Origin of the sequence: Nocardia sp. NPDC051832 (genome assembly GCF_040681285.1) — a bacterium.
Classification (GTDB): domain Bacteria; phylum Actinomycetota; class Actinomycetes; order Mycobacteriales; family Mycobacteriaceae; genus Nocardia.
Window position 1 is genome coordinate 650,820 of the sequence record NZ_JBFAYL010000002.1, and the last position, 25,807, is coordinate 676,626.

Consider the following 25,807-nt stretch of genomic DNA (forward strand, 5'->3'; position numbering starts at 1 on the left):
CGAGGTGTCTGCGAGGTCCGTGCGTTCCCCGCAGTGGCTGCGCGCCCTGCGCATCGTCTTCGCCGGGCTGTCTCTGACAGCCTTGATCGCCGGGCCGATACAGCAGGCGGGGTCCTACGGTTACACCCTGGCCAACCACTTCAGCTACTTCACCTTCCAGTCGAACGTGTTCGCGATGGTGATCCTGCTGATCGGTGGTGTCCTCGATCCGAGCGGGCGGCGCTGGCAGCTGTGGCGCGGGGCGGCCACGCTCTATCTGGTCATCACCGGGATCGTGTACGCGGTGCTGTTGTCGCATCTGCCGCTCGGCGCGGAAGCTCCGTGGGTCGGTGACGTGCTGCATCGGGTGCTGCCGATCGTCCTGGTCGCGGACTGGATGGTGGCGCCCTACGCGCTCGGCGTGAGCGCGAAACTGATCGGAACCTGGCTGGGTTACCCGGCGGTATATGGCGCGTATACCCTGATCCGGGGGCCGATCGTGAACTGGTATCCGTACCCGTTCCTGGACCCGCGCGGCCAGGGATACGTCTCGATGACGATCGGCCTGGTGGTATTGGGTGTGGCGTTCGCGCTGCTCGCCGTCGCCGTCGTCGCCCTGGGCGAACTGGCCGGCCGGTGGTGTGGCGCGGCGAAGTCCGACAAGCAGAGGTGGTTGGAATGACAGCGTTGTGGCATGGGTTCGCCGACATGGGTGCCGTCGAGAAGGACGGTGCGTTCGTCGTGGCGCGCGGTGACGGCGCCTATATCTACGACCAGGCGGGCACCCGCTACCTCGATGCCACCGCGGGTCTCTGGTTCACCAACATCGGGCACGGCCGCGGCGAAATCGCCGACGCCGTCGCCGCCCAGCTGCGCCAGATCGCGCACTACTCCAACTTCGGCGACCTCGCCGCCCCCGCCACCCAGCAGCTGGCCGAGAAGCTCTCGACCATCGCCCCGATTCCGGGCAGCAAGATCTTCTTCACCTCCGGCGGATCCGACTCGGTCGACACCGCCGCCAAGCTGGCCCGCCGCTACTGGCAGGAAATGGGCAAACCCACCAAGAAGATCCTGGTCAGCCGTCAGAAGGCTTATCACGGCATGCATGTCGGCGGCACCGCGCTCGCCGGGATCCCGGTCAACGCGGAAGGCTACGGCGAGCTCATGGCCGACACCCGCATCGTGGCCTGGGACGACGCCAAGGCGCTGCTCGCGCTGATCGAGGACATCGGCGCGGAGCACATCGCCGCCTTCTTCTGTGAACCCATCATCGGTGCGGGCGGCGTCTACCCGCCGCCGGCGGGCTACCTCGCCGAAGTCCGGCGCATCTGCCGCGACAACGACATCCTCTTCGTCGCCGACGAGGTCGTCACCGGTTTCGGCCGGATCGGCGGATCCTGGTTCGCCTCTTCGCGTTTCGACCTCCAGCCCGACCTGATGACCACCGCCAAGGGCCTCACCTCGGGCTACCTCCCGATGGGCGCCGTCTTCATCGCACCGCATCTCGCCGAACCGTTCTTCCGCGGCGGCGTCTGGTGGCGGCACGGCTACACCTACGGCGGGCACGCCGCCGCGGCCGCCGCGGCCCTGGCCAACCTGGAGATCATCGAACGCGAAAACCTGCTGGCCGAGTCCGCCCGCCTGGAATCCACGCTGCACGAAAAGCTCGCCCCGCTCGCCGAGCACCCGCGCGTCGCCGAAATCCGCAGCGGCCTCGGCGCCGTCGCCGCAGTCCAACTGGCCGACCCCGCCGAAGGCCTCCCCCTGGTGAAAACCCTCCGCGCCCACGGCATCTCGGGCCGCGCTGCCGGCCAGGGCGCCATGCAGATCTCCCCCTCCTTCGTGATGACCGACACCCAGGTCGACGAACTGGTCGAAGGCTTCACCAAAGCCCTCGGCTAGTCACAATTCCGATGCCCCCGCACCTGCCGGGGGCACGGTCATGCTCAGGCAGCTCAGTGCGGAAAAGGCCGTGGCTCGCGCAGGGCGGTTTCGGCGCGGTAGCGGCCGATGCGGTGCCGGACGTCGGCCATGCTCTCGGTGTCTTCCAGGGTCGGCAAGTAGGCGTTGCGGGCGGCCAGGCCTGGTAGATCGAAGGTGAAATACACGGCCATCAGCGGGTTGACGAAGAGGTTGTCGGCCCGGCGACCGCCGATGCGAACCTGGCCGTGGCGACCCAGGGTCGCCGCCGCGATCTGGCCGTTGACCAGGCTCGGGCGGCGCGCGGTGTGGGTGGCGGCGTGTTCGACGGCGTCGCGGTAGCGGCAGGCTTCCGAAGACCGGCCGGGGAGGGAGAACGCGCCGAGATAGGCTCCGGCAGCGTCCAATTCGGCGATGTTCTCCAAAACGTGCACATGGTTCACGCCATGGAAGGCGTCGATGCCGAACCCGATGCCGGCGACCAGCCGCACCGGCACGTCTTCCAGGCCCGCCACCGCGGCCAGACTGGTCGCGTCTTCTTCCGGTGTGCCGAGCAGCATTTCGTCACCGCGCAGGAGGATGTCGGTGCCACCGTCGACGAGCACGATGGCGTCGATGCCCAATTCCTTGATCAGGGTGCGGTATCCGGCTCGGAGCCCGCGAACTCCGGTGCGCGGGAAGGCGTAGACCGTCGACGGCTGGTCGTGCTCTGCCATCCAGATCGACAGCGTGCGTTCCGGAAAGTAGTGCTCGGGTCCCGCCAGGCGCGGTGTCACGGCGACGACGTGCTCGTCGATCCAGCCGTACGGATCGACGTCGGCCAGTGCGGTGAACGACAGATTCGCCAGGTGCACAGCGATGCCCAGGTCCCGGAGCGCGAAAGCGACAGGGAGCCCGGCGTAGACGTCGAAGCCGCCGCCCGCGCCCGCGATCAGGACCGACGAGCAACCTTCCAGTCGGCGGAAGATCTCCGGCCCGTGTGTCAGTTCTCCCATGTCAGTTCACCAGGACGAGGTCGAGGTGAAGCGGTACCAGGGGCCGTAGTGGTGGGTGTAGCTGGTCGAGGAGCTGTATTCGCCTCTCGTCGAGGTGTTCTGGGGTGCGCTGCCGGGGTAGTAGGCGAAGCCGACGCGGTCCAGGAAACCGGCTTCGGTGGTGAACTCGCAACCGTCTTTGGTTTTGTTGACGTGGGTGATGGTGTAGATGCCGATGCGCTGCTTGCTGCCCGGGCCCTTCTCCTGGCAGGTGGCCGCGGCTCGTTCCAGTGCGCCCTTCGAGATCCGCCACGCCACCTTCTCGTGGACGCCGGACCAGGTGATAAGAGCCCAGCCGACGACCATGATCGGTGTGATCAGGGTTGCGACGAAGGCGCGGTAGCTCACGAGGCCGACGATGCCGAAGACGAACCACAGGACGCCCGCCGCCACCAGGAACATGGCGCGCACCACCCAGTCGGCGGGATCGCCCTCGCCTGCCTGGTTCCACATCATCGCGGCAAGGCTGAGCGCCACGCCCGCCGTCGAGATCCCCATCCACACGTACCACCACGTCGGTGTCGCACGGCGCAGCCGCGTATGCCCCCCAATAGTCATGCGCCCAATATATGCGGGCGGTCAGGGTTGGCGGCGCGCCAGCTGGTTCAGGTCGCGACCGTCCAGCCCGCACCGCAACGGGATTCGAGCTGTTCAGAGCTCCAGCGTCATGAAATAGCTGTGCGGATCCGCGGTGTAGTCGGCGAACGGACCACAGAAATCGAAGCCGTGGCGCTGATACAGGCGGACCGCGGGTGCGAAGAAATCCGCGGTGCCGGTCTCCAGGCTGAGCCGGGTGTAGCCCCGCGCCCGGGCCTCGGCGATGAGGTGCGCGAGCAGCGCGGCGGCGATACCGCGGCCGGTGTGACCGTCCGCCGTGCGCATGGATTTGATCTCACCGTGGGTGGGATCGAGTTCCTTCAGCGCGGTGCAGCCGACCAGCGCGTCGCCATCCCGCGCCGCCCAGAAAGTGATCTCCGGCTTCCGCAGTTTGTCCAGGTCCAGGGCGTGCACGCTGTCCTCGGGGGAGTTCGCGTACATGTCCGCCAGGTGCTGGGTGAGCAGCGCGGCGATCTCCGGCCCGGCGAGGTCGTCGACGGTGATATGCAGGGGCGGCTGGCTGGACATTCGTCCATCATGGCCGAGCCGATGCGGCGGGTCGCGCGCGGGCATTCGGTCGACGGATCGATGTGACAGACCTTACTGTGAGGTCACATGCCTTCAGGGCGGCCGCGGAGAGCAGAGGAGGGGGCTCGGTGATGAAGCTCGCCAACCCGATCGGTACGGCGGTGGGCGCGCTGCGCCGGGTGGCCGACGAGGCGTATTACGCCTCGCTGGCGGTGCGCGCCGGGCTCGTGACACCCGAGCGGCCGGACCGGCTCGCGAAAATGGGTGCGGCGGTGGTGCGTTCGGGGATGATGGGCGGGCTGGTCACCGTCGCCGCGCAGCGTTACCGGGACCGCGCGGCCCTCATCGATGAACTCGGCTCGGTGACGTTCCGGGAACTCGACGAGCGCACAACGGCTTTGGCGAACGCGTGGCGGGCGCGAGGGTTGCGGGACGGCGAAGGGGTCGCGATCCTGGCTCGCAACCATCGCGGGTTCCATTACGCGGTGTTCGCCGCGGCCAAGTGCGGGGCTCGAATCGTGTTGCTGAACACCGATTTCGCGGGGCCGCAGCTGCGTGAGGTGGCCACTCGCGAGGGTGTCGATCTGCTGGTCTACGACGACGAATACGCCGGCATCCTGGGCGATCTCGAACCGCGGCGCGGTCGCTACCGGGCTTGGACCGACCAACCCGGCGTCGACACCTTGGACAACCTGATCGCGAGCGGGTCCCGCTCGGCGCCCCGGCGCGCCACTACGTCGGCCCGGATCATCCTGCTGACCAGCGGCACCACCGGCACTCCGAAGGGCGCGCCGCGCAGCGAGCCGAGTTCGCTCGCCCCGCTGGGCGCGATCCTCGGGCGGGTGCCGTTCCGGGCCCGGGAAATCACCGAATGCCCTGCGCCCCTGTTCCATACGCTCGGGTTCGCGCACGTGATGATGGCGGTCGGATTCGGTTCCACGCTGGTGATCCGCCGCCGATTCGACCCGCAGGCCGTGCTCGACAGCCTGCACGAGAACGGCGCGACGGCCCTGGTCGCGGTGCCGGTGATGTTGCAGCGGCTGGTCGACTTGCCGCCGGAATCGCGTGCCGGAAAGAATCTTTCGCGTCTGCGCATCATCTTCGTCGCCGGTTCGCAGCTGGGCGCGGACCTGTGCCAGCGCGTCACCGAAGCGTTCGGCCCGGTGGTCTACAACGTGTACGGCTCCACCGAGGTGGCCTACGCGACCATCGCCACTCCCGCCGATCTCGCCGAGGAACCCGGCTGTGTCGGCACCCCGGCCCCGAGCACCACCGTGAAGATCCTGGACACCAACGGTTTCGAACTGCCGCCGGGCCGGACCGGCCGCATCTTCGTCGGCAACACCTACCAGTTCGAGGGCTACACCGGCGGCGGCGACAAGGACCGCATCGGCGAACTCATGTCGACCGGCGACGTCGGCCACTTCGACCGTGCCGGAAGGCTTTTCGTCGACGGCCGCGACGACGACATGATCGTCTCCGGCGGCGAGAACGTCTTCCCCGGCGAGATCGAGGAACTCCTCGCCGCCCACCCCGCCGTCGAGGAGGTCACCGCCTTCGGCGTCGAGGACCCCAAGCACGGCCAGCGGCTACGTGCGGTTGTCGTTGTGCGCGAGGGTCATGCGCTCACCGCAGACGAGGTGCGCGAGCACGTGAAGCAGAACCTCGCCCGATTCAAGGTCCCGCGAGACGTGCTGTTCGTCGATGAACTGCCCCGCAACCCCACCGGCAAGGTCCTCAAGCGCGTCTTGCGCGAGCTGTAGTCCCTCACACCATTCCCAGCATCCGCCGCATCGTGTGCCTCAACTGAACGGGGTCCGGTACCGCCGTGCGAAACCAGCCGTTGGGCGGCACGACCACCAGCCCGGCGCGCTGGTGCTCGACGCAATCGACGATGGCGTCGGCCACCGCCTCGGGGTCGGGCGCGTAGCCGGGCGCGATGGTGCTGACGATGACGCCCTGCTCGGCCAGCCCGCGATGCAACGCCGTGCCGAGCCCGACCACCGCGTGCTTGGTCGCGGAATACACCGCGGCCCCGAGGGACGCGGTGACGCCGATGGCCGAGCCGATGTTGACGATGTGACCGTGTCCCTGTTCGACGAATCGGATTCCCGCCAAACGGGATCCGGTGATCACCGCGCGCAGGTTGCAATCGATCTGACGATCGGACTCGGCTTGCGATTCGGTGAGGAAGGTCCCGGTCGGCCCGACGTCGGCGGCGTTGACCACCACATCGAGTCCGCCCAGCCGGCGTTCGGCGTGCTCCAGGAATTCCGCGAACCGGCCGCCGTCGGTGACGTCCACCGGTAGCCCGACCACGTCGGCGCCGTGCACCCGGTTCAGTTGGGAGGTGATCGCGCGTACCTTGCCCGGATCGGCGTCGCCGATAGCGACCTCCGCGCCCGCGGCCAAGAAGGCCAGCGCGGCCTCCTTACCGATCCCGTAGGTGCCTCCGGTGATCGCGACTCGTGTTCCAGCAAGCGTCTTTTTCGGCATGGTGGTTTCGCCTACCTTGGTCTGCTCGACGATAGCTACAACGCTAGGCGTGCTGTCGCGCGGTGGCCATGCGATTACAGGTCATGACCTTGCGCAAAGCGGTCAACCACCTCCGGTTCGGGGTGAAATCGCTTGGTAGTTAGGGGTTTCGGCCAGGTTTCTACGATATTCGGCCACACCTTTCCGGCCACAGTTTCGAACTTCGGCCACCGGATCCGCCGGGTTCGCGGAAAGTTGCCGAGTCGCCGGCCGTCGAGCGCATGCGATGTTCGGCCAACGCCTTGCGGAAACCGGCCATCCGCGACCACGATGGAGGCGTGGTCCCAGGGGAGCGGCAGCGGTCCGTGGCGAACGTGGCGATCCTCGCGGACGTCGCCCATCGGCACGGCCTCTCGACGGCCGATTGCGTTCGCGGCACCGGTATTCCGGCGGAGCTGATCCGCACGCCCGGCGCCGAAATCGGCGCGTCCCAAGAGCTCGAACTGATCCGCAATGTCGTGACCGCGCTCGGCGACCCGCCGGGGCTCGGCCTGGAAACCGGCTTACAGAGTCCGGCCACCGCGCACGGCGCGTTCGGGCTGGCGCTGGTGAGCAGCCCGACGGTGCGCGCCGCACTCGACGTGGCGGTGCGCTATCACCGGTTGTCGTCGTACATGCACTACTCGCACACCTACCGCGAGGACGAAGTGGTTGTCGCTCTCGACGATCGGGAAGCACCCGCGGACCTGCGTGGATTCTTGGTGGAATGGGAGATCTCGGCGATTCTCACCAACTGGATGATGGCCATCGGCGCGCTGCCGCGGATACTGCGCATCGAGTTGTCGGGCGGCCTGCGCGCCAGACTCGGGCCACTGCTGGAGGACCACTTCGAGATCCCGGTCCTGGCCGGCACCGGCCCGCACACCGCCACGATCGACGCCACCGGCTTCGACCAGCCGATGCCGTTCGCGAATCCGATGACGGCGATCCTGGTCGAGGAGCAGTGCGCGGCGCTGCTGGAACGCCGTGGCCTGCACGAAGGTCTGGCCGGATCGGTGCGGGAAGTGCTGATGCGCCGGATCACCGGCCGCGTCACCCAGGAGGACGTGGCCGCCGGTCTGAACATGAGCCTGCGCACGATGCGCCGCAGGCTTGCCGAGGAGGGCACGTCCTATCGGCAGTTGTGTGTCGAGACCTATGGCAGCTTGGCCGAGGATCTGCTGTCGACCGGGCTCACCGTCGAGGATGTCGCGTTCCGGATGGGTTACTCGGGCGCGCCGAGCTTTTCGAACGCGTTCAAGCAATGGCGGGGTATCTCACCAGGTCGTTTCGCACGCGACGCGGTCGGCGCGCGGTCGCACGCCATGCTCCGCTGACCGCCGGAAGCCGCACTGCCGCAGCACATGCGGACAAGGAGGACGACATCGTGTCCTTGCTATGTCCGGCCAGAAACTTGCGTGTCCCGGCCAGCCGCGCGAAATCATGAAGTGTGGCCTCATGGGAGTGGCAGCGGTCGGTCGCGCACGCGGCGATCCTCGTCGACGTCGCCGACGATCACCATGTGACCCGCGCTGACCTACTGCGTGACACCGGCATCGATCCGGTGGTGCTGAAGACGCCCGGCGCGGAGATCACGGCCGCCCAGGAACTGGGCATGGTGCGCAATCTCGTGACGCTGCTGGGTGATCCGGCCGGTCTCGGCTGCGAGGCGGGCGCGCGCACCCGGGTCACCACGACCGGCGTGCTCGGCATGGCGATTCTGAGCAGCCCCACCATTCGTTCCGCGCTCGACGTGGGCCTGCGCTACATCAGCCTGATGACCTCCTTCGCCCGACTGTGGCACGTCGACCGCGGTGACGAGATCTGGCTCTACTTCGACGACAGCGACGTGCCGGCCGACCTGCGTGACTTCCTCGCCGAACGCGATGTCTCCGCGGTGCTGACCAACTGGTACCTGCTGCACGGCGAACCGCCGCGGATCAAGCGCGGGGAACTGTTGCCCGAACTGCTCCCGCGCATCAAGCCGCTGCTCGACGACTTCGATATCCCGTGCGGCACAGCCGAAGACGTGACCATCGCGGTGATCGACACCAGCGACGTCGACAAGCCGATGCCGCACGCGAGCCCCATGAGCGCGCTGCTGTTCGAAGAGCAGTGCGCCGAACTGCTGCAGCGCCGCGGCCTGTGCGAAGGCGTGGCCGGTTCCGTGCGCGAGGTGCTGCTGCGTCAGATGAACGGCCGCATCACCCAGGAGGACGTGGCCGAACGCCTGCACATGAGCCTGCGCACCATGCGCCGCCGGCTCTCCGAGGAGGGCACCTCCTACCGCAGGCTGTGTGTGGAGACCTACGGCGCGCTCGCCGAGGAACTGCTCGCCACCGGCCTCACCGTCGAGGATGTCGCCTACCGCATGGGTTATGCGGGCGCGCCGAGCTTCTCGAACGCGTTCAAGCAGTGGCGCGGCGTCCCGCCCGGCCGCTACGCGCGCACGTTCGGCGATCGGCAGCGACCCGCCGTGCACCAGTAGGCTTGGCGCATCCTGAATTCGGCCAAAACCTTGCGAATAGCGGCCACGGGCGAGAAGTATTGACGCGTGTCCTCTTGGGAGTGGCGGCGGGCGGTGACGAACTCGGTGGTGCTCGTCGAGGTCGCTGAGGAACACGGTGTCGGCCGGGAGGAGATCCTGCGCGGCACCGGAATCGACCCCGCGGTCTGCTCCGAGCCCGACGGGGAGGTCACCGCCGCACAGGAACTCGCGCTGGTCCGCAATCTGGTCACCCGCTTCGGCGACCAGCCGGGGCTGGGTGTCGAGGCCGGGCTGCGGATGCGTCTGACCATGCACGGTGTGTACGGCCTGGCGGTGCTGAGCAGCCCGACCTTGCTCGAGGCGCTCGGCATTCTGGTGCGCTACTCCGCGCTGACGACGTCGTTCGGCCGGGCCTGGCAGCAGACCGACGGCGCGGAATTCTCGATCTTCCTGGACGACACCGAGGTACCCCGCGATCTGCGAGCGTTCCTGTTGGAACGGGATATGGCCTCGGCGCTGAACAATTGGCTGCTGGTGCTGGGCGCCAAGCCGCCGCTGGTGCGGCTCGAGTTCGCGGGCGGGCTGAGTGCTCGGATGGCGCCGGTCTTCGAGAGTGTCGAGGTGCCCTTGCTCGATCGGGACGATCCGCATCGGCTGGTCCTCAATCTCGCCGAACTCACTGGGCCGATGCCGATGGCCAGCCCGCTCACCGCGGCGCACTTCGAGAAGGAATGCGCGGAGTTACTGGAGCGCAGGGGTTTACACAAGGGTGTGGCCGGGTCGGTGCGCGAGGTCCTGATGCGTCAGATGAACGGCCGCGTCAGCCAGGAGGAAGTCGCCGCGCAGTTGAATTTGAGCTTGCGCACCATGCGCCGCCGCCTCGCCGAGGAAGGCACCTCCTACCGGCAGCTGTGCAGCGAAACCTACGGCAGCCTGGCCGAGGATCTGCTGTCCACCGGGCTGACCGTCGAGGATGTCGCCTACCGCATGGGTTACTCGGGCGCACCGGCGTTTTCGAACGCCTTCAAGCAGTGGCGAGGGATTTCGCCCGGGCGGTTCGCGCGCGAAGTCGCCACCCAGAGTCACCGGTCCGCGGTGCATCACTAGCCGCTTGCGTTGTTCGGCCAAAAGCTTGCGAACATCGGCCATAGCCGGGAACTATGGACGCGTGGCCCAATGGGAGTGGCGGCGTTCGGTGCTGAACTCGGTCGTGGTGGCCGAGGTCGGGGAAGAACATGGTCTGGGGCCCGCGGATCTGTTGCGCGGCACCGGCATCGACAAGCAATTGCTCGCCGACCCGGCCGGCGAGGTCGCCGCCGCGCAAGAACTCACGCTGATCCGCAATCTGGTGACGCGGCTCGGTGATCCGCCGGGCCTCGGGATCGAGGTCGGATTGCGCAACCGGCTGACGATGCACGGCGTGTACGGGCTGGCGGTGCTGAGCAGCCCGACCCTGCGAGCGGCGCTGTCGCTGGCGGTGCGGTACATCGGTTTGACGACCTCGTTCAGTCGCGCGTGGCAGGCCACCGACGGCGCGGAAGTGCTGGTGTTCTACGACGACACCGACGTGCCCGCCGATTTGCGCGGATTCCTGATGGAACGCGACGCCACCGGCCTGATGGTGGACTACGCGATGATCGGCGAAGGGCCGCCACCGCTGCTGCGGATCGAGGTGGCGGGCGGATTGTGCTCCCGGCTGCGTCCGATCTTCGAGCCGCAGGGCGTGGCTTGCGTGCCAGGCTCCGATCCGCATCTGCTGGTGTTCGACGGCGCCGGACTGGAACGGCCGCTGCCCTTGTCGAGCCCGCTGACCGCGCAGCTGTTCGACCGGGAATGCGCGGAACTGCTGGAGCGCAGAGGTTTACACCGAGGGGTGGCCGGGGCGGTGCGCGAGGTACTGATGCGCAGGCTGCACGGGCGCGTCAGTCAGGAGGACGTGGCCGCCGGACTGCACATGAGTTTGCGCACCATGCGCCGCCGATTGGCCGAGGAAGGCACCTCCTATCGGCAGCTGTGCGCCGAAACCTACGGCAGCCTGGCCGAGGATCTGCTGTCCACCGGGCTCACCGTCGAGGACGTCGCCTTCCGGATGGGTTACGCGGGCGCGCCGAGCTTTTCGAACGCGTTCAAGCAGTGGCGCGGGGTCTCGCCCGGTCGCTTCGCGCGCACATTCGCGGTGCATCCGCCCCAGCACACCGCCGCCCGGTAGTCCGTAGGGCCAGGTAAATCGCTGGCAGGGCGGTTGCCGCCGCGGGTACTCTCCCGAAACGTCGAACGGGGGAGGAGAAGGATGGAGGCAACGGTCACGGTGACCCCGGACCAGCTGCCGGAGTTGCTGTTGCATGTCGCCGTGGTGCGCCCGGTATTCCTGTGGGGTGCACCGGGTATCGGGAAGAGTTCGCTGGTGCGGGCCTTCGCGGAATCACTCGGGCTGGAATGCGTCACGCTGCTGGGCACGCAGCTCGCGCCGGAGGATCTGATCGGTGTGCCGCAGATCGTCGGCGACCGCAGCCGGTTCGCGCCGCCGGAACTGATCGCGCGGCCCGAACCGTACTGCCTGTTCCTGGACGAGTTGAACGCCGCCTCGCCCGAGGTGCAGAAGTCGTTCTACTCGCTGATCCTGGACCGCCGTATCGGCACCTACGAACTGCCCGCCGGTTCGGTGGTGATCGGCGCCGGCAACCGGGCCACCGACAACGCGCTCGCCCGTCCGATGGCTTCGGCCCTGGTCAACCGCCTGGTGCACCTGCATCTGCGCGCCGATGTGGACGACTGGCTGAAATGGGCCGCGCTCAACGACATCCACCCCTGGATCGTGCGCTACCTGACCCAGCGTCCGGACCACCTGTGGTCCAAGCCGCCCAAGACCGAGGCGCCGTTCTCCACCCCGCGCGGATGGCACATGCTCTCCGACGCGCTGCACTCCTGCGGTGACGATCTCGACGACACCATGCTCGAGGTGTTGTCCTCGGGGACGCTCACCGCCGGGCACGCCTCCGGATTCCGGGCGTTCGTCAAGACCATCCGGCACGCCTACGACCTGGAGGCCGTGCTCAAGGGCGAGGCGCTGTGGCCGCGGGAACCCGGGGATCGGGATCTGCTGTACTTCCTGTCCGAAGCGTTCCGGGCGCGGCTGATCAAAGAGCTTCCCGGTGCGCGCGAACATGTTTCGCCCGCGGTCAAGCGGTTCGTGCTGCGCGCCAAGGCGATGCTGATCGAATTGGCCGAAATCTCGGTGGAGTGCGCGCAATTGGTGATCGCCTCCGACGACAACGGCGTGCCGGTGCTGCCGTCGTGGTTCCTCATCGAAGTAAGCCGCGATCTGCCGCGCTTGGCGGCGCGGCGGTGAGAGTGGGGAGATTCTGATGACCCGGCGGCGTAAGCAGTCCGGTCAGCTGGATCCGTGGCAGCAGGCGGTCGCCGACGGCTGGCAGCTGGCCATGTCGCACTTGGCATTCCGGCATCTGCCCAGGTATTGCTACGAACTCGACGAGAACACTCCGCGCGAGGTATGGGCGCACATCTCCGGCGGCGGTATCGGCTATCACCCGAAACGAAGGGCGGAGGCGGCGGAGTGGGCGTGGGCGTTCGCGCACTGCCTGTTGCACGCCGGCTTCGGCCACCTGGATCCGCGGACGACCGGGCCGGGCAACATCGTTGCCGCGACCAGCCGGAGCCGCACCGGGGACACCGACCAGGCGGAGCCGCATCCCGCCTATCGGGCCGCCTGCTGCGCGGTGGTCGACCAATATCTGGCGACCATGAAGATCGGCCGGCGGCCGCTGGATTTTCCCGTCGCGCCGAACATGTCGGACGAGCACGAGACCGCCGCGCGCTGGCGTGACACCGGCGTGCCCGCCGATTATCGGCGAGCGGAGCCGCCCGACTTCGTGATCAGCGGAATCGAGGCGGCCAAGGACGCCGACTACCCGGCCCGCTTCGCCGCCGGGATCAGTGACGCGGCGCGGGCCGCGCTGGAAACGGCCAGCGGCCAGCGGGTCGACGGGGTGCTGCGCTCACAGCACCCCTGGGATCAGGCGCTGAGCTGGTTCGTGTCCTCGTACCCGCTGCTGGGTGCGCTGGCGGCTGGAATGACGATCGTCGCCGACACCGATATCGCTCGCGGCTGGCACATTTCGATCGCCGCCGTCAACGCCGAAGCGGCGGAGATCTATATCAACCCGCTCGTCGGATTCGACACCGAGCAGTGGCGATTCGTGCTCGCCCACGAAATGCTGCACGCCGCCCTGCGGCACGGCGAGCGGACGAACTGGCGGGACCCCTACCTGTTCAATATCGCCTGCGACTACGTGGTCAACGGGTGGCTGGTGGAGATGAACGTCGGCGTCATGCCGGAAGGTCTGCTCTACGACCCGGACCTGAAAGGCTGCTCCGCGGAGGAGGTCTACGACCGGATCGCCACCGACCTGCGCCGCCTGCGCAAACTCGCGACGCTGCGCGGCCGGGGCCGCGGCGACATCCTCGGCGAGCCGCTGCCGCACCCCGGCAGCGCCGGACGCTACATCGACCTCGACGAGTACTACCGCAACGCCCTCGTCACCGGTCTCGCCTACCACCAGAACAGCGGACGGGGTTACGTACCGGCCGGTTTGGAGCAGGCGATCCGGGCCCTCGACCACCCGCCCCTGCCCTGGGACGCCGCCCTCGCCCGCTGGTTCGACGAGCACATCCCGGCCGTAGACAAGAAACGCAGCTACGCCCGCGCCTCCCGCCGCCAAGCCGCCACCCCCGGCATCCCGCGCCCGGCCTGGGTGCGCCCGGAGGAAAACGTCCGCCTCCCCACCTTCGGCGTCGTGCTGGACACCTCCGGCTCCATGGACACCCAGCTCCTCGGAAAAGCGCTGGGCGCCATCGCCTCCTACGCCACCGCCCGCGATGTCCCGCGCGCCCGCGTCGTCTACTGCGATGCCGCCGCCTACGACGCCGGTTACCTCCCCGTCGACGAGATCGCCCAGGGCGCGCGGGTCCGAGGCCGCGGCGGCACCATTCTGCAACCCGGTATCCGCCTGCTCGAACGCGCCGACGATTTTCCGCCCGAGGGCCCGATCCTCATCATCACCGACGCCCAATGCGATGTTCTGCGCGTACGCCGCGAACACGCCTACCTGATCCCCAACGGCGCTGCCCTGCCCTTCCACCCCCGAGGTCCCGTCTTCCGCCTGCGTTGACGACCCCGCCACCTGTCCCGACGCAGCCAGCACGCACCGCGTCGGCGGAAACGCATCGCACGAGGGTGAGTACGAGGCGATCAGGAGGTGATCGAAGCACTGTGGTCCGCCCCGACGGTGGTGTGCCGAGGTGCGGTGCGCGAAAACGTCAGGGCGGGGGCGGGTTACCGGGAAAGGGTGCCCTAAGGGGTGGCGAGGTGCGAGCATGGTGGGCGGGACCTCGATCGTTGCGACGAGAGGTGGTGGGTGTGGCGCATTTCGTGCAGGAATATGCCGCGTTGCGGTGGTCGGTCGTGGGTGCGTTCTTGGTGGCGTCGGTGATCGTGGTGGGCCGGTTGGCTGCTCCGGCGCGCTGGGGCGTGGGGATGTGTGGCGGGTGGCTTACGACAGGGAATTCGGTGCGCGGCAGCGAGTTCGGGGCCGAGCGGGTAGTAGCCCGGGACGGACGGCGACGGGAAGCGGCGCATCAGGAGTCCGATGCCGCGCACCTGCTCATGTGCCTGGTCATGCTCGCGATGCTGGTGTTCCCGTCGACTGCCGATCCGGCGGCGCTGCGCGGCGTACTGGTCGCGATGGCGGTGGTGTTCGGCGCGCTGATGGTCAGTCGAATCATGGAGTGGCGCAACGGTTCCCGAGATCAGATCGTGGCGATCGGCTACCACCTGCTGGCCGCCGGGGCCATGCTGTACGCGATGTCGGGACATTCCGCGGCCGGGCACAGTGGGCCCGCCCCGGCGCTCGCGTACGGGCTCGCGGCGCTGTTCCTGCTGGACGCGCTCGCGGTCGTCGTGACCGGCGGCCGGCATTGGCTCGGGCATCCGGCCGGCTCGGCGCTCTCCTCGGCGCTGGTGCCGCATGTCGTGATGGACCTGGGCACCGCCTACATGTTGATCGGCGCGGTCCTCACCTGAACGGTGGCGCGTTTGCCCGGGTCGACGCCGGGTACCCGGCCGTCGATTGGGAGGTACCAACCATGACGGAGACACAGAGTGTGCCACCGGCCGAACGACGGTCGGTCGCCGAACTGGTCAACGATGCCACCGACCAGATGAGCCGGTTGATCCGCGATGAGATCCAGTTGGCCAAGCTCGAATTGCAGAGCAAGGGCAAACGGGTCGGGCGGGGCGCGGGTCTGGCCGGCGCGGGTGCCGTGCTCGCCCTCTACGGTGGGGCCGCGCTGATCGCGGCGCTCATCTTCGCACTCGCGATTCCGCTGAACGGATGGGCCGCCGCCTTGATCGTCGGCGTGGCGTTGCTGACCGCCGGCGCGGTACTCGCGATGCTGGGCAAGAACGACGTGCGGCAGGCGGTGCCGCCGGTGCCTGAGGAAGCGGTGGCAGGCGTGCGACGCGACATCGAAAGTATCAAGGACGGGAGCAAGCGATGACCGACAAACGACCGCACGCCGGCGAAGCCGAAACCACTCCGGCCGCACCGGCGGTCAGCGTCCCGAAGGACGCCGAAGCCGTTCGCGCCGACCGCGACCAGACCCGGGAAGAGCTGGGACAGACCGTCTCCGAACTCACCGACAAGCTCGACGTAAAAGCCAACGCGCAGCGCAAGGCCGCCGAGGTGAAGGACAACGCCCGCCAGAAAGCCGCGGAAACCGCGGACGCCGCCCGCGCGAAAGCCAAGGACGCCAAGGAAACCGCGCGCGTGAAGGCCGCGGACGCGAAGGCAGCCGCTCAGGTCAAGGCCGTGGAAACCACAGCGGCAGCGAGCCAGAAGGCCACTGACGCCAAGGAAGCCACCCGGGTCAAGGCGGCCGAAGCCACCGAAGCGGTCCGGCAGCAGGCGAACGCGACGCGAGAAACCGCCCGCCATCAAGCCGCCGAGGCGCGCATCGCGGTGGAGGAGAAGACCGAGCAGGCGAAAGCCCAGGTCCGTCAGCTGACCGAAAAGGCTGAGGCCGCCACCCCGGACCCGGTGGTCGAACGCGGTAAGCAAGCCGCCGACTATGCCCGCCGCCGACCGGCCGCTCCGGTCGGGGCGGCCGCGGTCCTCGCGGCGCTGATCGTCTGGCTCATCCTGCGCCGCAGGCAGCAGCGCTAGCCCGACCGGCGTCGGCCCGGGCGGTGTGCGCTACAGGTCGACGACGGTGTCGGAGACGACGCGGCCGCCCAGCCGGACCCAGCCGTCGGAGTCCCATTCGGTGAAGATCTGGGAACCCGCGCCCTGGGTGATGGACAGGCCGCGGCGCAGGCGCGCGGTGATGGCGACCGCGGCCGCGCCGGTGGCCTCGTCTTCGGCGATGCCCATGTCCGGGGCGAACATTCGGGAGCGCAGGTGGCCGCGGTGCTCGTCGGTCCAGGTCCAGAAATAGTGCTGGCCGGCCGCGAACTCGTCGGGGTGCAGGGACGCCAGCTCCTCGGCGTCGTCGACCTCGTGGAAGGCGAAATCGGGCGCCCATTCGCCGCGCGCGGTGATCCAGGTGAGGGTGTCGGCGTACTCGACCGGCAGCGCTCCGGCGGGTACGGCCAGCGCCTGCACCGGCGTCCCCTGCTGCCCGAACCACCACGCGGTGCCGACCGACGGGTGCCCGGCGAAGGGAAGCTCTACGGCGGGGGTGAAGATCCGGACCTTCGCGACTCCGTCGACGGGCTCTTCGAGGAACACGGTCTCGCTGTACCCCGCTTTGGCGGCCAGCGCCTGCCGATCCACCTCGTCGACCTCGGCCGCCCGGGCCAGCCCCAGCTCGTTGCCGAACCGGCCCGTGGAATCGGTGAACACCCGCACGACCTCGACTCGAACGCCCATAGCCTCCACTTCCTCCCGGTGCACCCCTCAACTCCGGAGCCTACCGGCAGCTGGTTACCGGATGTCGGAGAGCCAGGTCAGGTCGCGGAGGATCTCGGAGGTGGTGATCGGGCCGAGGTCGGCGAAGGTAGGCGGCCGGCTGGTGCGAGATTGGAGGCCCGCGGATTCGATGGTGCGGACCAGGGGGTCGGTGGGGAAACCGGCATGCATGATCGGGGTGACGGTAAGGACGAAGGTGTTGTCCGCCGGGAGGGGTTTGGTGAAGTAGTAGTAGCGGCCCCCGTCCTCGGCGTCGGGCCGGTCCCAGCCCCGGCGCGGGAGGCCGAGGATGCGCGTGCTTTCGACTTCGACGCCGAGGAACTTCGTGATCGTCGAGGCGCCGGCCAGCTCCGGGGCGGTGTAGACGGCCCGGGCGAGTTGCGGAAAAGGTTGCAGGAGTTCGTAGTCGGCGAAGAGGCTGGTCCAGCCGGGGGTGGCGGCTCCGAGCTCGAGGGGATGGGCGACGCCGATGGCGGCGGTGGCGGGCAGGTGGAGTTCGTTGTCGGAGAGGTCGGCGAAAGTGCTGTCCTCGGCGACGCGGAAGGCGGTGCGCAAGGCATCGCCGTCGTAGACAGCCCAGACGATGCGGCGAGTGAGGGTGCGGCGCAACGGGTGATCGATGAACAGCGTGCGGAGCTCGTCGAGGCTGAAGCGGCGGCCGGTGAGCATCGCGCGTTCCAGGCGGGTGATCTGGTCGGCGCCGAGGGCGACGGCGTTCTTCTTCAGCTTGCGGAAAGCGGTGGCCGCGGCGGCGGCCAGATCCGGGTCGTCGCTCGCGGACGGTTTCGGCAGGGTGGCGCGGGGAGTGCCGTCGAGCGTGCGGACGGTGGCGCGGAGTTGTTCGTCGAGAGCGACCACGAACTGGCGCGGACCGAAATCGAGGAGCGTGGTCCCGTCGGGGCGCAGGCCGAGGTCGGGGACGAGACGGTCGGCCAGCTGGTCGGGAGACAGTCCGAGGCCCTCCGCGATCGCGGTCACGCGATCGCGGGCGCCTTCGCGCACGCGGGAGGTTTTCACCTTCTCGCTGACCGTTTTCAACGCGAGCAGCGCGGCGTCGGATCCGATCGCCACCAGCGCGTCCAGCGCGCTGACGGCTCGTGCGTCGGCGGAGTCGGCACGAATCAGGTCGAGCAACTGCTGCACGGTGCTGTCGTCGCCGAGCCCGCCGAGCGCTTCCCATACCCACGCGTCCCTGGTGTGCGCGCCGGCTCGCCGCCACTGCTCGTGCACCTCCCACATGGCGGCCGCGAGCGAGGCGGGCTCGCACAACGATTTGACCTGGGCCAGAGGGGAATACGGCACACCGGGCTGGGACAGCATCGCCATGGTGATCACGGTGCCGACAGCGGGCAGCGGCAAGCTGTGCGTGCTCTCGGCGAGCACGATGGGCGGCAGGGTGGTCAGGGCGAGCCACTCGGGCAGGCTCGGCACCCGCGCGGGCAGCACGGTCGACAGGTCGGTGTCGAGCACCGCCCGTACCGCCGACAGTGCGGGGCCGCCGTATTCCGTGGCAGTGGCCACTATTTCGTCACGGAATCCGATTTCCACCAGAACCCGCAGTGCGTTCCCCGCGTCCTTGCGATCCCGTCCGGGTTTACCCACCGCCGTCGGGATCAGCAGCGGCACGGCGAACTCGTGGTGGATGCGGAACCACTCGAAGGCGGTGGCGCGCAGCGTTCGTCGTTCGAGTGCCCGCATCGCCAGGCGGAGCATGTGCGGGCTGGCCAGGCGGACCAAGCCCGGGTCCAAGCTGGGGTAGCTGTACCACTCGCGCAGCAGCTCGGCCGGCGGCTCGAGTCCGGTGACCACCTGCGGCTTGGACTTCGGGCGCAGCCACGGCGGGGTGCGCAGGAGCTCGGGCACCAGTTCTTCGGGCGCCACATTGCTCCGGGTGAGGGTGGCCAGCTCCGCGTTCAGCACCTCGCCCATCTGCTGCGGGAGAACGCATTCGGCCGCCGCGCGGGCCACCTCGGGGTGGCGGCGGATGTGATCGCGGAACAGCTCCGAATCGTTCCGGACGCCGAAGACCCAGAGCGCGCGGCGCGGCGTCCGAGCGGCGACATCGAGAATCGCGGGCAGGATGTAAGGCCCGCCCTGCAAGTCGAGGAGAGCGGTCAGTGCCTCCTGAATGTCGAGTTGCTGCAACATCGTCACTACCCGGCGACGTGGTTTCGCCTCCGCGACCCGCCGGTAGACGCGCACCAGGACACCGGGGCTGTCGAGGCCGAGCTGTACGCCGAGACTGTGGATGAGTTCGGGCCGGAAGCTGATCTGGCTGGGGCGGATCATGGCGATGACGGCGTCCGCCTGGTCCGGAGTCCGCACGCAGGCCAGCAGCCGGGTGACCGCGATTTCCTGGGGCGCGCTGCGCGCGGATCCGGAAAGCATCGCGAGATCGCTTGCCAGCCAATCCTGTTCGGTCGGCAGCAGGAAGGTCGAGGCGAGATTCGCCGGCCACGCACCGGTGCGCATGGTCGCGAGCCGAGCGCGAGTCGCGTCGTACTCTGCCTGTGGTGCGGCCGCCAGCAGCGCGCGCATCCGCCGCATCGCGGCCTGCGTCAAATAGCCTGTGCTGGAGGTGGGTTCGCGCCAGATGCTGAGCTCGCCCACCCACGACGACCAGGTCATGCCGGGACGGCGCGGGTCGCCGAGGGACAACTCCGACATCGCGACCATCGTCGCCGCGGCAAAGGCCGAATCATGCTTGCTGACCAGGTAATCGGCCAGCTCCGCCCCGAAATCATGGAAAACCGACCACAGCAGGATCAGGCCGATCACGGCCGCCTCCTGCGGCGTGGCGTCCTCGGGCGACGCCAGATAGGCGCGCCCCAGCTCGGCGAGCCGCGGATCGGTGCCCCGCTTGTTCAGCACGGCTTGCACGTGCTCGTCGATATCCCGCAGCCGCGCCTCGAACCTCGCCACCGCCGCGGCGTCGACCTCGCACCGCCGGTCGGGCCCCAACCCCCGGAACGGCTCTGCTTTGGCCCACCATTGCCGCGGTACCTCGGTGGCCTCGGGCTCTGCCTCGAACACAACGAATGTCATCGGAAATTCCCCCACTACGCGATCCGCCGAACCTCCTGATCGGCGACTGCCCTCACGCTAGCGAAACCCACCGACACTGTCGCCGTCAGCGCGGTCCGCCCAACCATGCGAGGTCCCGCAAGATCTCGGAGGTGGTGAGTGGACCCAGAGCGCGGAAGGTAGGGGCACCACCCGCGCCGCGCGGGCCCGAGAGGTAATTCCAGCTCAAGGTGTGTACCGGGGGCGGGGTTTCGAATAGCTCGAAGCCTGGATCGACGCTGATGCTGAACTGGCGATTGCCGGGCAGCGGTTTGTCGAAGCTGTTGCTGGGGCCGCCGCCGCGTTCCATGGGCGTCCAGCCGCGCCCGGCCAGACCGAACAGGCGGCCGATCGGGATCTCGATGCCGATCGCCTGGGCCAGCCGGGGTTCGTCCAGCAGTGCCGCGTCGAGTACGTGGACTTCCCGGTCGATCTGTGAAAATGGTTGCAGCAGTTCATAATCGGTGAGCACCTCGGACCACGCCGCGATCAGATCCGGCCCCAGGTGCACGGGATGGGCGATGCCGAGCACGGCGTCCTCGGCGAGAGTCAGGGCGTTGTCGGCGGCGTCGGCGAAGGAGTCGTCCTCGGCGATACGGAACGACGTCACCAGCCGATCGTCGCGGAACTCCGCCCAGATCAGGCGGCGGGTGAGATGCCGGCGCAGCGGGTGTCCGAGGTATTCGTCGCGTAGTTCCTCGACCGAGAAACGCCGTTCGGTGACCATCGCGCGTTCCAGCCGCCGGATCTGGTCGGCGGCGAAACGTTTGACGTCTTTGCGGAGCTGGCGATAAGTGGCGATCGCCGCGGTGGCCAGTGGCCGATCGTCGTTCTTTCCCGGCTTCGGCAGAGCTTTCACCACGGTGCCGTCACCACGGATGAGCACGGTCCGGAGTTGTTCGTCGAAATCGACGGTGAATTGCCGCGGTCCGAAATCGAGCAGCGCCGTTCCGTCGGCCCGCAACCCGAGATCGGGTACCAGGCGATCGGCCAGCTGATCGGGTGTGAGTCCCAGAACCTCCGCCACATCGGTGATCCGGGACCGCGCGGAATCGCGGACCGCGGACTTGTCGGCCTTCTCGCTCAGGTCGCGCAAGGCCAGCAGCGCGGCGTGGCTGCCGAGGGCGACGAGCGTGTCCAGCGCTCGATCGCGGGCTTCGTTGGCCCACACCCGCGATACCAGCAACTTGATCGTCGTGTCGTTCCCGAAGAAGCCCAGCATGTCCCACACCCAGCCGTCGCGCCGAGGTCCGCCCGCCGCCTTCCACTCGTCGTGGACGGCCCCGGCGAAGGCGGCGAGGCTGTCGGCGGTGCACGCCGCCCGCACCGGAATCAAACCGGCATGCGGCGCACCGGGATCCGACAACATGACCAGGGTGAGCAGATTCGTGACCGCCTGGTCGGGCAGCGCGCCACCGGCTTCCAGCTGAATCGACGGCAGCGCGGCCACCGACAGCCAGCGCGGATGCTCCGGAATCCGGGCGGGCACCACGTCGGCCGGATCGGTGCCGAGGACGTCCCGGACCGCCGCCTCGGCTTTGTACTCCGCTGCCGCGGTGTGGATTTCGTCGGAATGTCCGAGCAGGGCGAGGGCGCGCAACGCCGCGCCATGGGTGCGCCGCAGTTTTCGTCCCTTGCCGACCGCGCCGGGGATGAAAGCCCGTGCCGCGTAGGCGGGATGACGGCGCAGCCAGTCGATCGCGATCTTGCGGCGGGACACCAGCGACAACCAGCCGCTGACCAGCGCGGCGACCTCCGCGCTCTCGAAAGGCGCGATGGCAACCGCGTTCTCGCGGGGATCCTTGCTCAGCAAATCCACGACAAGGTCGTGCGTCGCGGCCCCGTGCGCCGCGATCAGCGCGAAGAGGTCGCGTTGATCCCAGCACCATTCCATTCGGCAGACACGCAGCAGCCGTTCGGCCTCCGCGGGTTCGGCCCAGGCCAGCGTGCCCAGCTGCGCGGAGTAGATCGCGGGATTCGCCGCGATGACGTCGAGTTGCTTGCGCAGCTGAGCGGGCTCGATCGGAGTGCGGTCGGCCAGTGCTCGCTCGCGCTCCTCGGGTCGCCACGCCACCGCCACTCCCGTCGGAACTTGTAGCCCGGTCACGGCGATCTCCTTGCCGCGCGGGCGATCCCACGGCGGATCCCGCAGAATCGCGGGGATATCCGCCTCCGCCGCCGCCGAATTCGAGCGATCGCGTGCCAGGAGTGCGGCGATGACCTGTTGCGCGGCTTCCGGCAAGGTGCCGGCCAGCTCGGTCGCGAGCTCGGGATGGCGGAGCACGTGCGCGCGGAACTCCCGCGGCCGGCCCGCCGCGTCGGCGGCGAAGACCCGCAACGCCCGCGCGGGGAATCGGTCGGCGGCGGCGAACAGGGCCGACGCCGTGCCCTGCATGTAGGAGTGCTGCATCAGCACGTGGAAGGCGTGATCGGCGGGCAGGTGCGACATGATGCGGGCCAGCGTGTTCTCCGCCGGCCCGTTCGTCTGGCCGTAGCGCCCGTTCCAGATCCGCTCGAGTGGGCGCGCGGCCGCCGGACCGAGATGCGCGGCAAGGGAATACACCAGTTGCGGACGGTCGCCGAGCACGCGCCAGTTGGTGTGGTCGAGCAGGTCGAGCACGCGGTGGGCCTGCGCTTCCTCGGTGACCGACGCCAGCAACCACAACGGGCCGCGCTGCCCGGCCCGGATCTGGTCGTCGAGGAGATCGGCTGTCACCCAGTGTTGTTCGGTGGGAAGCAGATACGAGGTGAGCAGCCGGATCGGCAAGGTGGCGCGGGCGCGCAACCGAGCGGTGGCGGCCACCGCACCGGCGTACTCGGCATCGTCGGCCGCCGCCAGCAGCGCCCGCAGCCGGCGCATCAATCCCGTGGGGGGCTTGGCCTTTCGCGACGGCTTGACGAGGAAGTTCACCGGGTTCTTTCGCCAATCCTGGCTGCTCGCTACCACTTCCTGGAAATCGCTGCGGATGCCGGTGAGCCCCGCCGTCGCGGCCACCGCGAAGGCGAGACCGTGGGTGTGCACCAGATAGTCGGCTAGGTCCTCGGATTCGCCCAGCACCCCGCGGTGTTCCCAGGCGTGTACCGACGAGGGCACCCGGCGGTAGGAGCCGATCGCCAGGCACACCGCCGCGCCGATCGGATCGGTGCTCGCGGCGGGCGCGCCCAGATACTCCGCACCGCGCTGAACCAGCGACGGATGCGAGCCCGGATGCAACAGCGCCGCGCCCACCTGCGTCGGGGAATCGGTGAGCTGCGCCAGCACGGCTTGCGCCGCTGCGTGATCGAGCGCGGCGGGCTTGCCGGAGCGGCCGCGGAAGGGCTCGGTCTTCGACTGCCAGGCAGCGGGAACGGCCCATTCTTGATCAGGGCGGGACAACGTCTCGACGGACATGGGGAACAGGCTAACCAGGGTGTCCGACAACCGTCGGCCACGAAAACGACTCCGGCCCCGTCCCTTTCGGAACGGGGCCGGAAACCGGACTGATTACACCGAGGCCACGGCCAGCGTCTCGGTGGACTCCACCGCCTGGCCGACGCCGGCGACGATCGCGGCCACCCGCAGCGACTCGAAGATCACCTCACGCGAGACACCCGCCGCACGCAGCGTCTTCTCATGCGCCTCCAGGCAGTGCGCGCAACCGTTGATCGAGGACACCGCGAACGACCACAGCTCGAAATCGTCCTTGTCCACGCCCGGGTTGCCGATGATGTTCATCCGCAGGCCCGCGCGCAGGTCGTCGTAGCGGCCCTCCAGGAACGCCTTGCCCCGGTAGAACACATTGTTCATGCCCATGATCGAGGCGGCGCCGAGCGCGGCGTTGTAGGCCTCCGCCGAGAGGGTGTCGGCGGCCTCCTCGGCGATCTCACGCAGCGTGCTCGCCGACCGGGTCGCGGCCGCCGCAGCGAGCAGGGTGCCCCACAGCTGCTGCTCGTTCAGCACGGTGGTGCGGCTGATCGAGGACAAATTGAGCTTGAGGTCCTTGGCGTACTCGGGGAGGGAGTTCTTCAGGTTCTCAATGCTCATTCGAATGCTTTTCCTTTGCGGTTCAACGGTGCTGGATCAGGTGGAGATAGGCGTCAGACGCCGGCGGTCATGAGCTCGCCGGCATTGATCGTCGGGTCGCCCTTCTTCCAGTTGCAGGCACACAGCTCGTCGGACTGCAGCGCGTCGAGCACGCGCAGCACCTCGTCGACGTTGCGGCCGACCGAACCGGCGGTGACGGACACGAACTGGATCTCGTTGTTCGGGTCGATGATGAAGGTGGCGCGGTCGGCGACACCGTCGTTGTTCAGCACGCCGGCGGCCGCGGCGAGCTCACGCTTGAGGTCCGAGAGCATCGGGAAGGGGAGGGTCTTGAGTTCCTCGTGCTGCGCGCGCCACTGGAAGTGCACGAACTCGTTGTCCACCGAAGCGCCCAGGACCTGTGCGTCCCGGTCCTCGAACTCCTCGTTCAGCTTCCCGAAGGCGGCGATCTCGGTGGGGCACACGAAAGTGAAGTCCTTCGGCCAGAAGAAGACGATGCGCCACTTGCCGGCGTGATCGTCGGAGGTGATCTGGGTGAAGTAGTCGTCAGGCTGCTGAGCGTCGACCTTCGACAGGTCACCGCCGATGACAGCGGTGAGGTTGTATGCCGGGAACTGGTCGCCAATGGTCAGCAAAGCCATGCTTGTCTCCTCGTCCTTTTGGGGTGGGGGTTGAACACAGATGTTTCAGAAGCGTGTGCCGTTGCGATCTTGCCTACGAGCCTGCGAAAGGTAAAGGTGATCAGTCGCACTACACTGATAGGCGTGACTGATCAGACTTATCAGCCCACACTGTCACAGCTGCGTGCGTTCGTAGCCGTCGCGGAGTATCGCCATTTCGGTACCGCGGCAGCTCGGCTCGGTGTGAGCCAACCCACGTTATCGCAGGCATTGGCCGCGCTGGAAAACGGACTGGGGCTGCAACTGATCGAGCGCAGCACCCGCCGGGTGCTGGTCACAGCGGAGGGCACCCGACTGCTGCCGCAGGCGATGGCCACCCTGGAGGCCGCTGACCGATTTGTCGCCTCCGCCACCGGAGATGGGCTCGGCGGCACCCTGCGGATGGGCATCATCCCGACGGTCGCGCCGTACGTGCTGCCCGCGCTGCTGCCGGAGTTGCGGCGGCGGGTGCCGGCGTTGGCGCCGCAGGTCATCGAGGACCAAACCGCCCGGCTCCTGGACGGTTTGCGCACCGGGGTGCTCGACGTCGCGCTGCTGGCGTTGCCCGCCGACGCCCCGGGGCTCACTGAAATACCCTTGTATACCGAGGAATTCGTGCTTGTCACGCCGCGCGGTCACGAGCTGGCCGGGCTCGGTGACATCGCCGCGTCGGCGCTGGAGACCTTGCCGCTGCTGCTGCTCGACGAAGGGCACTGCCTGCGGGATCAGACCCTGGAGTTCTGTCGGTCCACCGATACCCGCCCCGGTTCCGTCGGCGACACCCGTGCCGCCTCGCTGACGACCGTAGTGCAGTGTGTCGCAGGCGGATTGGGTGTGACTCTGATCCCGGAGATGGCCGTGGCGGCGGAGACCGCACGCGGAACCCTCGAGACGGCGCGGTTCGCGGACCCCGCCCCCGGGCGCACCCTGGGACTGGCGTTCCGGACCTCGACCGCGCGCACCGAGGATTACCGGCAGCTCGCCGACATCATTCGCGGGCAGCGCCCCGGGTAGGG

General features: G+C 68.5%; 22 protein-coding genes. 13 read left to right on the top strand and 9 right to left on the bottom strand.

The window, feature by feature from the left end; genetic code table 11:
* Positions 1–19: 19 nt before the first annotated feature.
* Together AB0M14_RS12865 and AB0M14_RS12870 are read left to right on the top strand one after the other, a co-directional pair.
* Positions 20–661, top strand: coding sequence for a Pr6Pr family membrane protein (locus tag AB0M14_RS12865; RefSeq protein WP_364993141.1), 642 nt, complete (start codon positions 20–22; stop codon positions 659–661).
* Positions 658–1,881, top strand: coding sequence for an aminotransferase class III-fold pyridoxal phosphate-dependent enzyme (locus tag AB0M14_RS12870; protein ID WP_364993144.1), 1,224 nt, complete (start codon positions 658–660; stop codon positions 1,879–1,881). The genes AB0M14_RS12865 and AB0M14_RS12870 overlap by 4 nt, the downstream gene beginning before the upstream one ends.
* Positions 1,882–1,934: 53 nt before the next feature.
* On the opposite strand, the gene AB0M14_RS12875 is transcribed toward AB0M14_RS12870, so the two are convergent.
* The 3 genes from AB0M14_RS12875 to AB0M14_RS12885 all read right to left on the bottom strand — a co-directional run bounded on the left by AB0M14_RS12875 (position 1,935) and on the right by AB0M14_RS12885 (position 4,058).
* Entirely contained in the window at positions 1,935–2,894 is a 960-nt protein-coding gene (locus tag AB0M14_RS12875; protein ID WP_364993146.1) for a DUF1152 domain-containing protein, read from the bottom strand.
* Positions 2,895–2,900: 6 nt separating this feature from the next.
* Entirely contained in the window at positions 2,901–3,491 is a 591-nt protein-coding gene (locus AB0M14_RS12880) for a hypothetical protein (protein WP_364993149.1), read from the bottom strand.
* A gap of 93 nt (positions 3,492–3,584) precedes the next feature.
* Positions 3,585–4,058 carry a GNAT family N-acetyltransferase gene (locus tag AB0M14_RS12885; protein WP_364993152.1) on the bottom strand — a complete coding sequence of 158 codons (474 nt, stop codon included), beginning with the start codon at positions 4,056–4,058 and terminating at the stop codon, positions 3,585–3,587.
* Between the two features lie 131 nt (positions 4,059–4,189).
* Here AB0M14_RS12885 and AB0M14_RS12890 point away from each other — a divergent pair, with 131 nt between their 5' ends.
* On the top strand, positions 4,190–5,821 hold the full coding sequence (locus tag AB0M14_RS12890) for an acyl-CoA synthetase (RefSeq protein ID WP_364993154.1): 1,632 nt from the start codon (positions 4,190–4,192) through the stop codon (positions 5,819–5,821).
* Positions 5,822–5,825: 4 nt separating this feature from the next.
* Here AB0M14_RS12890 and AB0M14_RS12895 read toward each other — a convergent pair whose 3' ends face one another.
* Entirely contained in the window at positions 5,826–6,554 is a 729-nt protein-coding gene (locus AB0M14_RS12895) for an SDR family NAD(P)-dependent oxidoreductase (protein WP_364993158.1), read from the bottom strand.
* A 317-nt stretch (positions 6,555–6,871) separates the two neighbouring features.
* Between AB0M14_RS12895 and AB0M14_RS12900 the strand changes: the two genes are divergently transcribed.
* The 9 genes from AB0M14_RS12900 (at position 6,872) to AB0M14_RS12940 (ending at position 16,301) form a co-directional block, all read left to right on the top strand.
* Positions 6,872–7,909: an AraC family transcriptional regulator ligand-binding domain-containing protein gene (locus tag AB0M14_RS12900; protein ID WP_364993161.1), complete on the top strand. Its 1,038-nt coding sequence runs from the start codon at positions 6,872–6,874 to the stop codon at positions 7,907–7,909.
* Positions 7,910–8,022: 113 nt separating this feature from the next.
* Entirely contained in the window at positions 8,023–9,060 is a 1,038-nt protein-coding gene (locus tag AB0M14_RS12905) for an AraC family transcriptional regulator ligand-binding domain-containing protein (RefSeq protein ID WP_364993165.1), read from the top strand.
* A 66-nt stretch (positions 9,061–9,126) separates the two neighbouring features.
* The gene (locus AB0M14_RS12910) at positions 9,127–10,167 is read left to right on the top strand and encodes an AraC family transcriptional regulator (protein WP_364993171.1); all 1,041 of its coding nucleotides are present in this window, start codon (positions 9,127–9,129) and stop codon (positions 10,165–10,167) included.
* A 61-nt stretch (positions 10,168–10,228) separates the two neighbouring features.
* A complete protein-coding gene (locus tag AB0M14_RS12915) occupies positions 10,229–11,269 on the top strand; it encodes an AraC family transcriptional regulator ligand-binding domain-containing protein (RefSeq protein ID WP_364993175.1) in 1,041 nt (346 codons plus the stop codon).
* 81 nt (positions 11,270–11,350) lie between these two features.
* The gene (locus tag AB0M14_RS12920) at positions 11,351–12,409 is read left to right on the top strand and encodes a MoxR family ATPase (RefSeq protein WP_364993179.1); all 1,059 of its coding nucleotides are present in this window, start codon (positions 11,351–11,353) and stop codon (positions 12,407–12,409) included.
* A 16-nt stretch (positions 12,410–12,425) separates the two neighbouring features.
* The gene (locus AB0M14_RS12925; protein WP_364993181.1) at positions 12,426–14,249 is read left to right on the top strand and encodes a hypothetical protein; all 1,824 of its coding nucleotides are present in this window, start codon (positions 12,426–12,428) and stop codon (positions 14,247–14,249) included.
* Positions 14,250–14,497: 248 nt separating this feature from the next.
* A complete protein-coding gene (locus AB0M14_RS12930) occupies positions 14,498–15,160 on the top strand; it encodes a DUF5134 domain-containing protein (protein WP_364993184.1) in 663 nt (220 codons plus the stop codon).
* A gap of 62 nt (positions 15,161–15,222) precedes the next feature.
* Positions 15,223–15,636 carry a phage holin family protein gene (locus AB0M14_RS12935; RefSeq protein WP_364993187.1) on the top strand — a complete coding sequence of 138 codons (414 nt, stop codon included), beginning with the start codon at positions 15,223–15,225 and terminating at the stop codon, positions 15,634–15,636.
* Positions 15,633–16,301 (top strand): DUF3618 domain-containing protein, encoded by a 669-nt coding sequence (locus tag AB0M14_RS12940; protein WP_364993191.1) that lies wholly within the window; start codon positions 15,633–15,635, stop codon positions 16,299–16,301. The genes AB0M14_RS12935 and AB0M14_RS12940 overlap by 4 nt, the downstream gene beginning before the upstream one ends.
* Positions 16,302–16,331: 30 nt before the next feature.
* Here AB0M14_RS12940 and AB0M14_RS12945 read toward each other — a convergent pair whose 3' ends face one another.
* The 5 genes from AB0M14_RS12945 to AB0M14_RS12965 form a co-directional block, all read right to left on the bottom strand.
* The gene (locus AB0M14_RS12945; RefSeq protein WP_364993193.1) at positions 16,332–17,006 is read right to left on the bottom strand and encodes a PhzF family phenazine biosynthesis protein; all 675 of its coding nucleotides are present in this window, start codon (positions 17,004–17,006) and stop codon (positions 16,332–16,334) included.
* Positions 17,007–17,060: 54 nt separating this feature from the next.
* The gene (locus AB0M14_RS12950; protein WP_364993196.1) at positions 17,061–20,090 is read right to left on the bottom strand and encodes a DUF4132 domain-containing protein; all 3,030 of its coding nucleotides are present in this window, start codon (positions 20,088–20,090) and stop codon (positions 17,061–17,063) included.
* Positions 20,091–20,175: 85 nt separating this feature from the next.
* Positions 20,176–23,499: a DUF4132 domain-containing protein gene (locus AB0M14_RS12955; RefSeq protein WP_364993199.1), complete on the bottom strand. Its 3,324-nt coding sequence runs from the start codon at positions 23,497–23,499 to the stop codon at positions 20,176–20,178.
* 93 nt (positions 23,500–23,592) lie between these two features.
* Complete coding sequence (locus AB0M14_RS12960) at positions 23,593–24,132, bottom strand: carboxymuconolactone decarboxylase family protein (protein ID WP_364993202.1); 540 nt, start codon at positions 24,130–24,132, stop codon at positions 23,593–23,595.
* A gap of 53 nt (positions 24,133–24,185) precedes the next feature.
* On the bottom strand, positions 24,186–24,773 hold the full coding sequence (locus tag AB0M14_RS12965; RefSeq protein WP_364993204.1) for a peroxiredoxin: 588 nt from the start codon (positions 24,771–24,773) through the stop codon (positions 24,186–24,188).
* A gap of 123 nt (positions 24,774–24,896) precedes the next feature.
* Here AB0M14_RS12965 and AB0M14_RS12970 point away from each other — a divergent pair, with 123 nt between their 5' ends.
* Positions 24,897–25,805: a hydrogen peroxide-inducible genes activator gene (locus AB0M14_RS12970; protein ID WP_364993210.1), complete on the top strand. Its 909-nt coding sequence runs from the start codon at positions 24,897–24,899 to the stop codon at positions 25,803–25,805.
* Positions 25,806–25,807 lie beyond the last annotated feature (2 nt).

Excerpts from the sequence above, each read along its gene's own strand:
- AB0M14_RS12920 (WP_364993179.1), top strand. The coding sequence starts at position 11,351 with ATGGAGGCAACGGTCACGGTGACCCCGGACCAGCTGCCGGAGTTGCTG.
- AB0M14_RS12960 (WP_364993202.1), bottom strand. The coding sequence starts at position 24,132 with ATGAGCATTGAGAACCTGAAGAACTCCCTCCCCGAGTACGCCAAGGAC.
- AB0M14_RS12955 (WP_364993199.1), bottom strand. The coding sequence starts at position 23,499 with ATGTCCGTCGAGACGTTGTCCCGCCCTGATCAAGAATGGGCCGTTCCC.
- AB0M14_RS12940 (WP_364993191.1), top strand. The coding sequence starts at position 15,633 with ATGACCGACAAACGACCGCACGCCGGCGAAGCCGAAACCACTCCGGCC.
- AB0M14_RS12885 (WP_364993152.1), bottom strand. The coding sequence starts at position 4,058 with ATGTCCAGCCAGCCGCCCCTGCATATCACCGTCGACGACCTCGCCGGG.
- AB0M14_RS12965 (WP_364993204.1), bottom strand. The coding sequence starts at position 24,773 with ATGGCTTTGCTGACCATTGGCGACCAGTTCCCGGCATACAACCTCACC.
- AB0M14_RS12950 (WP_364993196.1), bottom strand. The coding sequence starts at position 20,090 with ATGACATTCGTTGTGTTCGAGGCAGAGCCCGAGGCCACCGAGGTACCG.
- AB0M14_RS12945 (WP_364993193.1), bottom strand. The coding sequence starts at position 17,006 with ATGGGCGTTCGAGTCGAGGTCGTGCGGGTGTTCACCGATTCCACGGGC.
- AB0M14_RS12875 (WP_364993146.1), bottom strand. The coding sequence starts at position 2,894 with ATGGGAGAACTGACACACGGGCCGGAGATCTTCCGCCGACTGGAAGGT.
- AB0M14_RS12890 (WP_364993154.1), top strand. The coding sequence starts at position 4,190 with ATGAAGCTCGCCAACCCGATCGGTACGGCGGTGGGCGCGCTGCGCCGG.
- AB0M14_RS12870 (WP_364993144.1), top strand. The coding sequence starts at position 658 with ATGACAGCGTTGTGGCATGGGTTCGCCGACATGGGTGCCGTCGAGAAG.
- AB0M14_RS12935 (WP_364993187.1), top strand. The coding sequence starts at position 15,223 with ATGACGGAGACACAGAGTGTGCCACCGGCCGAACGACGGTCGGTCGCC.
- AB0M14_RS12880 (WP_364993149.1), bottom strand. The coding sequence starts at position 3,491 with ATGACTATTGGGGGGCATACGCGGCTGCGCCGTGCGACACCGACGTGG.
- AB0M14_RS12925 (WP_364993181.1), top strand. The coding sequence starts at position 12,426 with ATGACCCGGCGGCGTAAGCAGTCCGGTCAGCTGGATCCGTGGCAGCAG.
- AB0M14_RS12895 (WP_364993158.1), bottom strand. The coding sequence starts at position 6,554 with ATGCCGAAAAAGACGCTTGCTGGAACACGAGTCGCGATCACCGGAGGC.